A 13066-nucleotide genomic window follows, 5' to 3' on the forward strand; every position below is an offset into this window, starting at 1 on the left:
CGCTTATCTAAAGCGCAACTACCGGGAGGATCGAGTTCGGCGAAGCCGGACCACACGACATGTTCAGGACCAGCCCCAACCTTTCTGCAGCGGCTTTGTCGCCGTTTGCGACCGCCCCAATGGCAGGGCGCTGAACACCTTGCACGATCATCCGAAAACAAGGCAGGTCGAACAGGGCGGATTCCTGCTGTTCCTCGCGCTCGTATCGCTGGCATTGCTGGCGATCGTACTGCCCTTTCTCCAACCGATGTTGTGGGCCGCGCTTGCCGCGATCCTGTTCCAGCCGCTTTACCGCTGGTTTCTGGCAAAGCGCCCGCTGAAAACGACGCAGGCGGCGCTCGCCAGCATGCTCGTCATTCTGTTTGCAGTGGTGTTGCCGGCACTGTGGATCGGCAGCGCGGTGATCGACGAGGCAGCGGGGCTGTTCCTCGCCTTCCAGGATGGCCAGATCGATGTAGCGATGTATTTCGAGCGCGTGTTTGGAGCCTTGCCTGCCAACATTCAATCTTCGCTCGATAGCGCAGGGTTCGGCGATCTGGGCGATATACAGGAACGCGCGCAGACCTTCATCCAGGCCTCTCTGGGTATTATCGCCGCACAGGCGTTGGCGATAGGCGGTAGTGTCGTCGGCTTTGTGTTGAGCTTCGGAATTGCCCTTTACGTCGGTTTCTTCCTGTTACGCGACGGGCGCACGATCGGGGAGGCAATCCTTGCTTCGATGCCGATGGACAGGATCATTGCCGACAGATTGGCGCTGCGTTTCCTGACGATCGTTCGCGCCACCATCAAGGGGTCGGTAGTCGTCGGACTGGTGCAGGGGGCGCTTGGGGCCATTACCTTCTGGATAGTGGGCATTCCATCGGTCCTGCTGCTGGGCGTGATCATGGCGATCGCTTCGCTGCTGCCGGCCGTCGGACCGGCCATCGTCTGGGCTCCGGCAGCGATCTATCTGCTGGCGACGGGAGCAGTATGGCAGGGCGTGGTAGTTATCATCTCAGGCGTGGCGATCATCGGCATGGCCGACAACGTATTGCGTCCGATCCTGGTGGGCCGCGACACGGGTATCCCCGACTGGCTGGTGCTGGTGACTACACTTGGCGGGATCGCATCGATGGGTCTGTCGGGCATCGTCGTCGGCCCGCTGGTGTGCGGATTGTTCCTCGCCGCTTGGGGCATTTTCGCAGAGCAGCGTGAAGGCGGTAATTCGCCCGCGGCCACGAACCAGCCGGATCAGGCCGCGCGGATATCCTGAGTACCGCCAGCGCCGCCATCCTTCGCGTTTAATCCATCGAAGATCGCACCGACGATCAGCGCCAGCTTTTCCTCGCTCAGCCGTTCGTCGATCATCGCGATCATGTAGGGCTGAAGATAGCAGTTCACCATCTGGTTGATGAGCGACAAGGCGGTATCGACCTCGAGACCCTGCAAATACCCTTCCGCCTGTGCCTCCGCAATCAGCTCGCACAGATAGTGATCGGCGAGATCGATATAGCTGCGCGCATATTCGAAATATCGTTCACCCATTTCGACATAGAGATTGAAGGTCGCCGGATCGTCGCGATAATTCTGTCGCAGCAGCAGGAATCGGCGCGCGATAAATTCATACATCTTGCGCCGCGGCGGCAGACCCGAAGCCATGACTTCGTCCATGACGGCCAGTTTGGGGGCGAACCATTCGCCGGTCACCGCTTCCAGCAGATCGCCTTCTTCGGGAAATACGGCATCGAGCCTGGCGCGTGCGACACCCAGTTCGGCGGCCAGCTTGGTACGGGTTACTTCCTCGCCGCGGCGCTCCATCAGACGCATCGCCTCGCGCGCAAAGCGGCTCCGCAGCTCTTGGATGTCGTCGTCACTCACGGCAAGGCGCTCCCGTCTCGTCCTGCCAGTTCAATTAGGACGGGTGGCGCGGCGGTTAAACCCCTTCCCGCGAACGCGACGATCTTTTTCTCGGAGGGAGCGGGAAAAACGCCGACGTACGGGCCTTGTATTCGTCATAACCCGGGCGCGAGGCTTTCATGCCGCGTTCGAGGAGTGGAGCGCCGGACCATTTCGTCAGCGTGAATGTAAGGAACAGGGGGCCGACCACGGTGACAGCGGCCACCCACCACCCTGCACTGGCAGCTGCAATCCAGATGCCCCACCAGACACAGGCATCACCAAAATAATTGGGATGGCGGGTGTATCGCCAAAGCCCGCGATCCATGACCTTGCCCTTGTTCTCGGGGTCAGCCTTGAAGCGCGCGAGTTGCCAATCGCCAAGCCATTCGAACGCTATGCCGATCGCCCACAGGCCAAGTCCGAAAAGCGCGAGGCCACTGATCGGCGTCAAGCTGCTGGCTTCCAGGATCCCATATTGCGCGGGGCTCGAAACAAGAAACAGCAGGACCGACTGGCTCAGGAATATCTTTGTCAGCGCGGCTGAGGCGAAGCGGCCCTTCTCCCGATCTTTCCTGAGTATGCGCGCATAGCGTTTATCCTCGCCTTCACGCCGCCAGCGGATAAGCAGATGGATGCATAGCCGCATTCCCCAGATTACCGTCATCGCCATCAGCAAGCTGGCGAGAGGGCCCGGGTCGAACAGCCGTAACCAGCTGACCGCAGCCATCACAGCCATCCCCCCACCCCAATAAGCATCGACGAAGCTGACATCGTCGATCTGTACCGCGACCACCCATAGGATCATGGCCAGTCCGAGCAATATGGCCGCATTGGCCAGCAGCGCTTCAGCTATCACCCTTCATCTCCCCCAGCGTCTGCGCGCTCTTTTCAAGAGCGACGAAGCGGTCACAATCAGGACGTTTCTCGCGGTAGAATGCAGCAAGATGCGCAAGATCGGCCCGATAGTCGCCGGTTGGCATCATCGCCTCTCCCATACCTCCGCGCATCGTCTTATTGTTAACCCATGCAGGAACGATGGGTACATCCGCCGCCATGGCGATATGGTAGAAGCCCGTTCGCCAGCCACCCTTGAAGGTGCGGGAGCCTTCCGGCGCGATCACAAGCGCCAGTTCATTGGCAGACGCGAAGGCGGCCGCAACCTGGTCGACATATTTTCCGCGCTTCGTCCGGTCGACCGGCACACCGCCCATGTCGAGCATGAAGTTGGTCATCGGCCATTTGAACAGACTGGTCTTGCCCATGAAGCTTGGCTTGATGCCGAGTTGGTTTGCCGCGCCAAGAAAGAAAACGAAGTCCCAATTCGAAGTATGGGGCGCGCCTAGAATTATGAACTTTTCGCAATCGGGCCTGCGGCCTTCGATTTTCCATCCCTTCCAGCGGTAAAGGCCCAGCAGGATGCGCTGTACCATTCGGCTCGACAGCGCTGGCCGACGGTTTGGATCAGTAGGCATGGTCTCTCCCTGAACCCGCCCATAGACCAAGACGCGGCGAAAGCGAGTGCCGAGCTGTCAGGAATCCAGAGCGGGTCGAAACGGGAGTTCAGTCGCCGGGGCGGCGCGTCGTGGTGCTGAAAGCCGCCGGCTTCGTGGGAGCCTCCCGGCGGTCGGCCCCATCGATTTCTCTTTTGCCAGAAGCGCCGGTCTCGTCGGCGATTTCGCTGGTCATATCCGCGAATAGCGCTTCGTAGTGGTTGATAGCCCTGCGGAGTTCTTCGGTCGTTGCGTCGCTCGAACGGGCAGCGATTTCGTGGCCGGCGAAGTAGTGTTTGGCGACCTCACCATGATCGACGGTCAGATCGGCGTGGCGGTTTTCGAAATCGCCCATCGGGTAACCGCGGGTGTTCATAACATCGGTCAGAAGGCGATCGGCTCGGCTCACCGCCTCTACCGGGCTATCGACGAACAACGCCTTGGTTTCATTCCAGTCGTTAGCATAGCTGTCACGCTCGGAAGCAGTGAGCGGGCGTATCTGGAGTTTCGCTACCCGTTCCCTGCGTTCGATCAGATCGTCTTCGGCAGCGCTCCGCTTTCCTCGCGCCTCTACCGTGCGATCATATTCCTCGCCGAAGGCATCGCGCAGCGCCTGCGTGCGACGCTGACGCATGAAGAGCCAGACGAGCAACAGGATGACAACTGCTGCAGCAATAACGACGGCAAGGGTAATTTCCTGGCCCGACATGGATATCTCTCCTAGATACCCGCCCAATCCCCATAATTACTAACCGCAATGCGCGTGAGAGCCATGCGGTTCCGCGGCGCTACATCCTGAAGACCCCGAATTGCGTGCGTTCGGGGATCGGCGCTTCGAGTGCTGCAGCAAAAGCGAGGCCAAGCACGTCGCGCGTCTGCACCGGATCGATGACCCCGTCGTCCCAAAGCCGCGCAGTGGCATAGTAGGGGTTCCCCTCGTCTTCGTACTTTTGCCGGATCGGGGCCTTGAATTCTTCCGCCTGTTCCGCCGTCCAGCTGTCGGCATCGCGGTGCACCGTGGCCAGAACCGATGCCGCCTGTTCGCCCCCCATCACGCTGATCCGCGCGTTGGGCCAGGTAAAGAGGAACCGGGGGGAGTAGGCGCGCCCGCACATGCCATAGTTGCCGGCGCCGAAGCTGCCGCCGATGACCACAGTCACTTTGGGCACACTGGCGGTCGCGACAGCCGTCACCAGCTTCGCGCCATGTTTGGCGATGCCTTCGGCCTCGTATTTGCCGCCAACCATGAAGCCGGAGATGTTCTGCAGAAACAGGAGCGGAATGCGCCGCTGGCAGGCAAGTTCGATGAAGTGCGCGCCCTTCTGCGCGCTTTCGGAGAATAGCACGCCATTGTTCGCCAAAATGGCTACCGGCATGCCCCAGATGTGGGCGAAGCCGCAGACCAGTGTGCTGCCGTAGTGCGCCTTGAATTCGTGGAATTCGCTGCCGTCGACAAGCCGCGCGATAACTTCGTGAACGTCGTAAGGCGCGCGCACATCTTCCGGGACCAGCGCATAAAGATCCTCGGCGTCGAATTTCGGTGCGCGGGGCTCTTTCAGCTCGACATCCTTTGCATGAGCGTAGTTGTCGCCGAGGTGGCTCACGATATCGCGCACGATCGTGAGCGCGTGTTCGTCATTTTCCGCCAGATGATCGACCACGCCGGATTTCTTCGCATGCAGGTCGCCGCCGCCGAGATCCTCGGCGCTGATTTCCTCGCCCGTGGCCGCCTTCACCAGCGGTGGCCCGGCGAGAAAGATCGTGCCCTGATTGCGCACGATTACCGTCTCGTCGGACATGGCGGGCACATAGGCTCCACCGGCAGTGCACGATCCCATCACGCAGGCAATCTGCGGAATGCCGAGCGCCGACATGTTCGCCTGATTGAAGAAGATGCGACCGAAATGGTCGCGGTCGGGAAAGACCTCGGCCTGGTGGGGAAGGTTCGCCCCGCCGCTGTCGACCAGATAGATACAGGGCAGGCGGTTTTCCTGCGCGATCTCCTGCGCACGCAAGTGCTTCTTCACCGTCATCGGGTAATAGGTACCGCCCTTAACGGTGGCATCGTTGCTCACGATCATCACCTGACGGCCGGAGACACGCCCGATCCCGGCAATGAGGCCCGCGCCATTGATCTCGTCCTTGCCATACATGCCATTGGCGGCAAGCTGGCCGATTTCGAGGAAGGAACTGCCGGGATCGAGCAGGCGCTCCACGCGCTCGCGCGGGAGAAGTTTGCCCCGCCCGACATGCCGTTCCCGGCTACCTTCCGAACCGCCCAGCGCAGCGGCGGCAACGCTGGCCCGCAAGTCTGCTGCGAGCGACGCATTGTGTGTAAAACGCGCCTTGGCCTCGGGAGCTTCGCGATCGAGAGTGGACATAAGAACGGGGGCGGTCATGCGGTTTCCTTCTGGGGCGCTTCGGCCATGCGGGCGAGCGGGCCGATCCACGGCAGGGCAAATTCGCCATGTTGCCGAGTCAGTTCTTCGGGTTGCTGGAAATCGAGGATCAGTCCGCCGGTGCGCGGCGGCAATTTTCCCGGGACGCTGTTACCGCGAGAATACGCGGGTGATCGGCAACGCCCGCAGAATGCGCAGGCTGAATTGCCGCACGGGCATTCGCCCAGCAGGTCCGGCACATCAACCGCGGCTTGCTTGGGATCCATCATCGTTACCGCCCGCTGCAATCAGATAGCGATAGACGCCGACGATGTTGATGATGAGCAGACCGATATTCTGCCAGCCGATTCCTTCTGCATCCTGTTTCAGGAATCCCCACGCAACCAAGGCGATCGAACTGGTGACGAATAAAACGAACGCCCAGCCAGTCACGCGTGTACTGATGTTCAAAGACACGACGAAAGCCGCCACCAGCGCCGCCCCCGCACCGTAATATTGTAGAGCCGTAAGGACGGTGTCGCTCATAAGTCATGCCCCGATCAGTTCACGGCCGATCAACATCCGACGGATTTCATTCGTTCCAGCGCCGATATCGAGCAGTTTCGCATCCCGCATATACCGTTCCACCGGCCAATCGAGCGTATAACCAGCCCCGCCCAGCGCCTGAACAGATTCTGCCGCGACGCGGAACGCGTTCTCCGACGCGAGAAGGATGGCCCCTGCCGCATCAAAACGGGTCGTCTGTTCACTGTCGCAGGCCTTGGCCACCGCATAGGTGTAGGCTCGAGCCGATTGCAGTGCGACATACATGTCGGCCACCTTGGCCTGCATAAGCTGGAAGCTGCCGATGGGTTTGCCGAATTGCGTTCTTTCACGCAGATAGGGAATGACCGTATCGAGGCATGCCTGCATGATACCGAGCTGCAATCCGGCAAGCACCACGCGTTCATAATCGAGCCCACTCATCAGAACCCCGACACCGCCGTTAACCGGCCCCATCACCCGATCTTCGGAAATGCGGCAGTTGTCGAAAACCAATTCCGAGGTGGGGGAGCCACGCATGCCGACCTTTTCGATCTTCTGCCCGATCGAAAAGCCTGGGTCGTCCTTTTCTATCAGGAAGGCGGTGATACCGCGGCTGCCCGCGCTGCCATCTGTCTTGGCATAGACTACCAGAGTATCGGCGAAAGGCGCGTTGGTAATCCAGAACTTGGTGCCGTTGAGCACGTAGCCGCCATCGACCGCCTCCGCTTTCAGTTTCATCGAAACGACGTCGGACCCGGCGCTGGCTTCGGACATGGCGAGCGAGCCGACATGTTCGCCGCTGATCAGGCCCGGGAGATATTTGGCCTTCTGCTCTTCGTTACCCCACCGCCGGATCTGGTTGACGCACAGATTGGAATGGGCGCCGTAGGAAAGGCCGAGCGAGGCACTGGCGCGGCTCACTTCTTCCACGGCGACGACATGTTCCAGATAGCCGAGCCCTAGGCCGCCGTCCTCCTGAGATACGGTAATGCCATGCAAACCGAGTTCGCCCATCTGTTTCCAGAGCTCGTCGCGCGGAAACCAGTCCTCGCGATCGATTTTTTCGGCGAGCGGGGCAATCTGCTCGTCTGCGAAGCGGGCCGTAGCCTCGCGGATCATCTCGACACTTTCGCCGAGCTGGAAATCGAACTGGGGGGTCGCGCGCATCGTCTCTCCTCAAGGGCTCGCGAAAGTAACTGTCGTCAGGGCCGATAGCCGAGCCAAGGCTGCGGAGCAAACCGATTGGACTGCACGGCAGACTGAAGCTGCGAACTTGCTTTTTGCGTTAGGTATTCGTTTAAATTTGAGTCTAAAGCGCCTCTGGACGAGAGCATGTACCGTAAGGAAAACATCCTTTGGCCCGAAGGCAAACCCCCTTCGGAAGCCTATTGCGACGAGGAACGGCGCCTCGCGATCCTTGCTGCGCACGGTACGGACGCGATGATCGACGATCCCGAACTGCAGGAGATCGTCGATCTTGCAGCGAAGGTTTGCGATGTACCCATGGTTATGGTCACCATGGTCGAAGAGGGCCGTCAGATGTTCCTCGCTCGAACGGGAATAGACGCGCGCGAAACGCCGCGCTCGACCAGTTTCTGCGCGCATGCCATGCTGGGCACGGAACCTATGGTCATTCGCGACGCGAAGGAAGACACTCGCTTTGCGGACAATCCGCTCGTCACGGGTGAGCCGCATATCCGCTTTTACGCCGGCCAGCCGCTGATCTCTGCCGAAGGCGCGGCCCTGGGCGCTCTTTGCCTCATCGATAGCGAGCCTCACGAAGACGGGCTGTCCCAGCTTCAGCAAAACACGCTGTCGGTTCTGGCGAAGGCTACCATGCGGCGCATATCCCAGCAGCGCCTGGGCGATGCGGCAAAGGAAGCTGTCAACGAGCGGGAAAGCGATCTCAAGCGGATGATCGACAGCGTTCCCGGGATTGCTTGGTCGGCTGATGCATCGGGTAATTTCGATTACGTCAATGTGCAGTGGGATGAACTGACTGGTCTTTCCCAGCCGCAAAGTTTGGATGACTGGCAGACTGCCATTCACCCTGAAGACTGGGAAACTGCGATCGACGCCTTTCGGACATCGCTGAAGAGCGGGGAACCCTTTGAATACGAATGGCGCCTGAAACTTGCAGATGGCGATTATCGCTGGATGCTCTCGAGAGCCGTTCGAACGTCTGCGGGAACGGGAAAACCGCGTTGGTTCGGAACAGTCATCGACGTCGACCGCCAGCGCCGTATGGCCGAAGCCCGCGACTTGCTGGCGAATGAACTTTCGCATCGTATCAAGAACATCTTCGCCGTCATTTCGGGCCTCGTGGCAATCCGTTCGCGCGGCAAGCCGGAGGTTACGGAGTTCGCATCTGAATTGAGTGAAACCATTCGCGCCCTGGGGGCAGCCCACGATTATGTCCGCCCGGGCCATGGGCACAAGGGCGGCACGCTGTCCGGGCTTCTGTCCGATTTGCTGGCACCTTACGATACCGCTGGAAACGCACGTTTCAGCATCGTCGGCCCCGGCGTTGCCGTCGGCGAACGCGCCGCCACGCCACTCGCCCTGATTTTCCACGAGCTCGCTACGAACTCTGCAAAATATGGCGCCCTTTCCAGCGAGGAAGGAAAGGTGACTGTCACCGTCGAAGGCGATAACGACGATAGCGACGACATTTGCGTGATCTGGGAAGAGAGCGCCCCGAGCTATCAGGTTCCGGACGAGCAGGAACGCGAAGGGTTCGGTTCGCGCCTGTTGAGGATGGCGGTTGAAGGGCAGCTCAAGGGGTCGTTCGAGCGCGAATTTGCCGACGGCGGACTACGCGTGCGTATCGCATTCCCGCGGCAGTCGATAGGGAACTGATCCCAGCTGCCTTGCACCAGCCCAATTGCTGTGCTTTCCCACACGCGGATACAAAGGGGAGCGGAACATATGCGATTTCTATTTGCGTCGGGGCTTGCTGCGCTAGCGCTGGCCGCCTGTTCTCCGACCGGGAACACGGCGGGCGGAACTATCGGGGCGGACGGGCTCGAAACTGTCGCAACGGCCGAACCATCTTCCTCCCGGACTGTCCCCGAAGCATTCAGTTCCACTGCCTGGCGGGCGATCGCGGAAGACGGGGCACGCTATGTTACCGAGATCGATCCCGACGGCACTTATCGCGATCTGCGCAATGGCGATCCGTGGCAGACCGGCAGTTGGACGTATTCGAAGGACGAGGGAGACAAGCTCCTTTGCTTCACACCCGACAGCGAGAACGGAGCGGAGCGCTGCTGGAGGCCTGAGCGAATGAACGGGGATACCATGCGCGCAAGAAGCGGCGACACCGAGATCGAACTTACGCGCGTCGAATACGCCCCGCCCGGCGAAGGATCGGAACAGGCGGAGTGAACCAGCAGACGCAACCGCTGCTCGAATTTCGCGACGTCTGTAAAAGCTATGAACGTACCCAGGCGGTAGCGGGCATCTCGGCCGCCGTCGCCCGGCGCGAATTCGTTGCGCTTGTCGGGGCATCCGGATCGGGCAAGTCCACCTTGCTCAAGACGGTCAACCGATTGGTCGATCCGAGCTCCGGCACGGTATTGATTGATGGCGATCCGGTAGAAAGCCTGCCGCTTGCCGCACTGCGACGGCGGATCGGCTATGTTTTCCAGTCGGTCGGGCTGTTTCCCCACATGAGCGTGGGCGAGAATATCGCGATCGGCCCGCGCATCAGCGGTCAGAAGTTGACGCGCGAACGGATCGCGGAACTGCTCGACCTGGTGGATCTCGAACGCTCCATGGCCACGCGCATGCCGAACGAACTGTCCGGCGGGCAGCGCCAACGGGTCGGTGTGGCCCGCGCGCTGGCGAACGAGCCGCAGCTCCTGCTGATGGACGAGCCGTTCGGTGCGCTCGACCCGGTCACCCGCGATGCCTTGGGTGAGCGTGTGCGAAGCTTGCATCGCGAGTTGAATTTGACCACGGTGATGGTCACCCACGACATGGCCGAAGCACTGCTACTGGCCGATCGGGTTCTTGTGATGGAAGCAGGAGCCATCGTTGCCGATGAAACCCCGCAGTCCCTGCTCCACGGGGGAGGCGGCGAGATCGCACAAAGTCTCGTCGCCGTGCCGCGCACGCAAGCGGACCGGCTGGCTGAGCTCACCCGATGAGCGATATCTGGACGGCCCTTCTCGGCCTGGGCGACAAGCTTGCGGCTCATGTCCTGCTTTCGGCCGCGGCGATCGTGTTGGGTATCGCGGTCGCACTGCCGATGGCGATCTGGGCAAGCCGCTCGCCACCGATCGCGCGGATCACGCTTAGTTTCGCCAGCTTGGTTCAGACCATTCCCGCGCTTGCCCTGCTCGCCCTGTTTTTCCCGATCCTGCTGAACCTTCGCGCGATATTCGGCGAAGGCTTGCCAACGCTCGGCTTCCTGCCCGCATTTCTTGCCCTTTCGCTCTACGCTCTCCTGCCAATCCTTCGCAACGCTGTGACAGCTCAGACCAATCTCGACCCAGGGGTAATCGAAGCTGCTGACGGTGTAGGAATGACCTTCTGGCAGCGCTTGCGACTGGTCGAAGCGCCACTGTCGTCCCCTTACATCATGGCGGGCATCCGTACCGCGGCCGTCTGGACCATTGGCGCTGCGACACTGTCCACCACGATCGGCCAACCGAGCCTCGGCGATCTTATATTTGCCGGATTGCAGACACAGAATTGGGTGCTGGTGCTCGCAGGCTGTATCGCTAGCGCCGGCTTGGCGATGGTCGCCGATGCGCTTCTCGGGACCATTGAGAAGGGGCTTCGCACAAGGCGCCGGGTCCTAAGCCTGGGAGGACTGGCAGCGGTCCTTCTGGGCATTCTGGCAGCGCTGTCCGTTTTCTTCGGCAACGGCGACGACGATCGTATCGTGATCGGGGCAAAGAGCTTCTCAGAACAATATGTTCTTGCTCGTCTTATCGGTCAGCGGCTGGAAGCGAACGGATATACGGTCGCTTATAGGGATGGCCTGGGTTCGGCGGTCGCGCATCGCGCCGTTTCGACCGGCGCCATCGACATCATGGTCGATTACACAGGAACGATCTGGGCCAACGAGATGCAACGCAGCGACAATCCCGACCGCGACGCGATGCTCGCCGAAATCGTGGATTGGGAACAGCGCACCAGCGGTACGAATGTAGTAGGAAGGCTTGGTTTCGAAAACGCTTATGGCCTCGCAATGCCACGCGCAAAGGCTGCACAAGGCGGAGTTCGATCCATCGGCGATCTCGCGGTCCGCGCGCAAAGCCTGACGATTGGCGGTGACCCTGAGTTTTTCGAGCGGCCCGAATGGGTCTCAGTGCGCAATGCGTATGGCCTGCGTTTCGCAGACCAGCGCACCTTCTCACCCACGTTCATGTACAACGCGCTGCGATCAGGGGAGGCCGACGTGATTGGTGCTTACACCTCGGACGGACGCATCGCTGCCGACGATCTGGTCATTCTGGATGATCCCGAAGGCGCACTGCCGAACTACGACGCCATCCTCCTCGTCTCGCCTCAGGCAAGCCGGGACGCCCGCCTGCTGGAGGTGCTCAGGCCCTTGGTCGGGGCGATAGATGTGGAGGCAATGCGGGCAGCGAACTTGTCTGTCGATCGCGACGATGACAAACTGTCGTTCGGCGAAGCAGCAATGAGGCTGGCCCGGCGTGTGGGACTCGGCGGCTCCTAAGTCGCTTCGGGCTTGCGCCGCTCGCCTTCGGGGAAAGCCGCACCGCGCGGCCAGTCGCGCGCCGTAATCGCGAGACATTTGAACAGTTCGCCCATCGCGCCCGGCTGCACCAGCCGTTCGACCGCAACTTCAATTTCATCGGCGCGAGAGGGGGATGCCTTTGCAAGTGCCTTTGCTCGCAATGCGATGCCCATCGCGCCGAGCCAAGCACCCTGGGTCGTCAGCGAACTGGCCAGCCCCTCGCGGCGAGCAATAGTATCTAGTGTGGCGAAATCGACATGCGCCGTGAGATCCATTTCTCCCGGCGCGTCGAACACGTCGAGCTTTTCATGCGATTTTACCGCCTGCAAGGTGGATCCGCTGCGGGCATCGACGTGCCCGTAATCGATGAACAGCGCGGCGCCGCTCTGCACGTCTATCCGGCGAGCGACGGCCTCGACCAGGGCTGCTGCTCCGGGGCAGGTTTCGATCACAGTCCCCGCGGGTGCTGCGCGTTGGGCTTCCGGGACAGCGTCGTCCATCGAATTGGGTCCAGACACGAAGGCGAACTCTCCCCCTTCGATGCCGACCATACGTTCGCGCCAGCCCTTTTCGGTCATTACCAGTTGCCGGATGGGCAAGGCGTCCAGGAATTCGTTCGCCAGCAAAAGAAGGGGGCGACCATCCGGGACGCTATCGATCGTATCGTGAAATTGGGCTCCCGCCAGCACACCGCCCTGCACTTTGCGCAAGGCCTCGGAACCCTCGACCAGATGCACGTCCGGGCGCAGCCCCTGACTGGCCATGGCACGCAGCGCATCCTTGGCTAACGTCCCACGGCCTGGGCCAAGTTCGACATAGATCGGATTTGCCGGTCGCCCCGCCCGCACCCAAATGTCCGCGAGCCACAGCCCAGCCATTTCGCCGAACATCTGGCTGATTTCCGGCGCAGTGGTGAAATCGCCAGCAGCGCCCAACGGATCGCGCGTCGTATAATAACGCGCGTTGCTTTCACCCATATAGCGCAGCACGGGCATCGGCCCGTGCTGGTCGATCAGGCGGCGAAAGGTGCGCGCCAGATCCGTTTCTGCTCGGTCCCTCAT

General features: G+C 60.9%; 14 protein-coding genes. 5 read left to right on the forward strand and 9 right to left on the reverse strand.

The annotated features are described in order from the left end of the window. The first annotated feature begins 139 nt into the window (after positions 1–139). A complete protein-coding gene (locus K3177_RS01220; RefSeq protein WP_221596484.1) occupies positions 140–1252 on the forward strand; it encodes an AI-2E family transporter in 1113 nt (370 codons plus the stop codon). Here the strand turns inward: K3177_RS01220 and K3177_RS01225 are convergent. The 8 genes from K3177_RS01225 to K3177_RS01260 form a co-directional block, all read right to left on the reverse strand. Next, entirely contained in the window at positions 1231–1857 is a 627-nt protein-coding gene (locus tag K3177_RS01225) for a hypothetical protein (protein WP_234036446.1), read from the reverse strand. The two genes, K3177_RS01220 and K3177_RS01225, sit on opposite strands and share 22 nt — an antisense overlap. Positions 1858–1912: 55 nt before the next feature. Further along, positions 1913–2734, reverse strand: a complete 822-nt coding sequence (locus K3177_RS01230) for a DUF1295 domain-containing protein (protein WP_345725333.1) — start codon at positions 2732–2734, stop codon at positions 1913–1915. After that, positions 2724–3350 (reverse strand): 1-acyl-sn-glycerol-3-phosphate acyltransferase, encoded by a 627-nt coding sequence (locus tag K3177_RS01235; protein ID WP_221596485.1) that lies wholly within the window; start codon positions 3348–3350, stop codon positions 2724–2726. The genes K3177_RS01230 and K3177_RS01235 overlap by 11 nt, the downstream gene beginning before the upstream one ends. A gap of 88 nt (positions 3351–3438) precedes the next feature. Then, positions 3439–4077, reverse strand: a complete 639-nt coding sequence (locus K3177_RS01240; RefSeq protein ID WP_221596487.1) for a hypothetical protein — start codon at positions 4075–4077, stop codon at positions 3439–3441. Between the two features lie 79 nt (positions 4078–4156). Next, positions 4157–5767, reverse strand: coding sequence for a carboxyl transferase domain-containing protein (locus K3177_RS01245; RefSeq protein WP_221596489.1), 1611 nt, complete (start codon positions 5765–5767; stop codon positions 4157–4159). Then, positions 5764–6036: a hypothetical protein gene (locus K3177_RS01250; protein WP_221596491.1), complete on the reverse strand. Its 273-nt coding sequence runs from the start codon at positions 6034–6036 to the stop codon at positions 5764–5766. The genes K3177_RS01245 and K3177_RS01250 overlap by 4 nt, the downstream gene beginning before the upstream one ends. Continuing rightward, entirely contained in the window at positions 6008–6292 is a 285-nt protein-coding gene (locus K3177_RS01255; protein ID WP_103024018.1) for a hypothetical protein, read from the reverse strand. The genes K3177_RS01250 and K3177_RS01255 overlap by 29 nt, the downstream gene beginning before the upstream one ends. Positions 6293–6295: 3 nt before the next feature. Beyond that, positions 6296–7459: an isovaleryl-CoA dehydrogenase gene (locus K3177_RS01260; protein WP_221596493.1), complete on the reverse strand. Its 1164-nt coding sequence runs from the start codon at positions 7457–7459 to the stop codon at positions 6296–6298. 165 nt (positions 7460–7624) lie between these two features. On the opposite strand from K3177_RS01260, the gene K3177_RS01265 reads away from it, so the two are divergent. The 4 genes from K3177_RS01265 to K3177_RS01280 all read left to right on the forward strand — a co-directional run bounded on the left by K3177_RS01265 (position 7625) and on the right by K3177_RS01280 (position 11984). Beyond that, positions 7625–9151, forward strand: coding sequence for a sensor histidine kinase (locus K3177_RS01265; protein WP_221596495.1), 1527 nt, complete (start codon positions 7625–7627; stop codon positions 9149–9151). 69 nt (positions 9152–9220) lie between these two features. After that, positions 9221–9679 (forward strand): hypothetical protein, encoded by a 459-nt coding sequence (locus K3177_RS01270; protein WP_221596497.1) that lies wholly within the window; start codon positions 9221–9223, stop codon positions 9677–9679. Continuing rightward, the gene (locus tag K3177_RS01275) at positions 9676–10443 is read left to right on the forward strand and encodes an ATP-binding cassette domain-containing protein (RefSeq protein ID WP_221596499.1); all 768 of its coding nucleotides are present in this window, start codon (positions 9676–9678) and stop codon (positions 10441–10443) included. Before K3177_RS01270 ends, K3177_RS01275 begins: the two co-directional genes overlap by 4 nt. After that, positions 10440–11984: an ABC transporter permease/substrate-binding protein gene (locus K3177_RS01280; protein ID WP_221596501.1), complete on the forward strand. Its 1545-nt coding sequence runs from the start codon at positions 10440–10442 to the stop codon at positions 11982–11984. Before K3177_RS01275 ends, K3177_RS01280 begins: the two co-directional genes overlap by 4 nt. On the opposite strand, the gene K3177_RS01285 is transcribed toward K3177_RS01280, so the two are convergent. Next, the gene (locus K3177_RS01285) at positions 11981–13066 is read right to left on the reverse strand and encodes a class I SAM-dependent methyltransferase (RefSeq protein ID WP_247714184.1); all 1086 of its coding nucleotides are present in this window, start codon (positions 13064–13066) and stop codon (positions 11981–11983) included. The genes K3177_RS01280 and K3177_RS01285 overlap by 4 nt on opposite strands.

The organism is Qipengyuania pacifica (assembly GCF_019711555.1).
GTDB classification, from domain to species: domain Bacteria; phylum Pseudomonadota; class Alphaproteobacteria; order Sphingomonadales; family Sphingomonadaceae; genus Qipengyuania; species Qipengyuania pacifica.

What these genes read in the sequence shown, in the direction of transcription:
- K3177_RS01235 (WP_221596485.1), bottom strand. Translation starts at nt 3,350, where the DNA reads ATGCCTACTGATCCAAACCGTCGGCCAGCGCTGTCGAGCCGAATGGTA.
- K3177_RS01240 (WP_221596487.1), bottom strand. Translation starts at nt 4,077, where the DNA reads ATGTCGGGCCAGGAAATTACCCTTGCCGTCGTTATTGCTGCAGCAGTT.
- K3177_RS01245 (WP_221596489.1), bottom strand. Translation starts at nt 5,767, where the DNA reads ATGACCGCCCCCGTTCTTATGTCCACTCTCGATCGCGAAGCTCCCGAG.
- K3177_RS01250 (WP_221596491.1), bottom strand. Translation starts at nt 6,036, where the DNA reads ATGATGGATCCCAAGCAAGCCGCGGTTGATGTGCCGGACCTGCTGGGC.
- K3177_RS01255 (WP_103024018.1), bottom strand. Translation starts at nt 6,292, where the DNA reads ATGAGCGACACCGTCCTTACGGCTCTACAATATTACGGTGCGGGGGCG.
- K3177_RS01260 (WP_221596493.1), bottom strand. Translation starts at nt 7,459, where the DNA reads ATGCGCGCGACCCCCCAGTTCGATTTCCAGCTCGGCGAAAGTGTCGAG.
- K3177_RS01265 (WP_221596495.1), top strand. Translation starts at nt 7,625, where the DNA reads ATGTACCGTAAGGAAAACATCCTTTGGCCCGAAGGCAAACCCCCTTCG.
- K3177_RS01270 (WP_221596497.1), top strand. Translation starts at nt 9,221, where the DNA reads ATGCGATTTCTATTTGCGTCGGGGCTTGCTGCGCTAGCGCTGGCCGCC.
- K3177_RS01280 (WP_221596501.1), top strand. Translation starts at nt 10,440, where the DNA reads ATGAGCGATATCTGGACGGCCCTTCTCGGCCTGGGCGACAAGCTTGCG.
- K3177_RS01285 (WP_247714184.1), bottom strand. Translation starts at nt 13,066, where the DNA reads ATGAGGGACCGAGCAGAAACGGATCTGGCGCGCACCTTTCGCCGCCTG.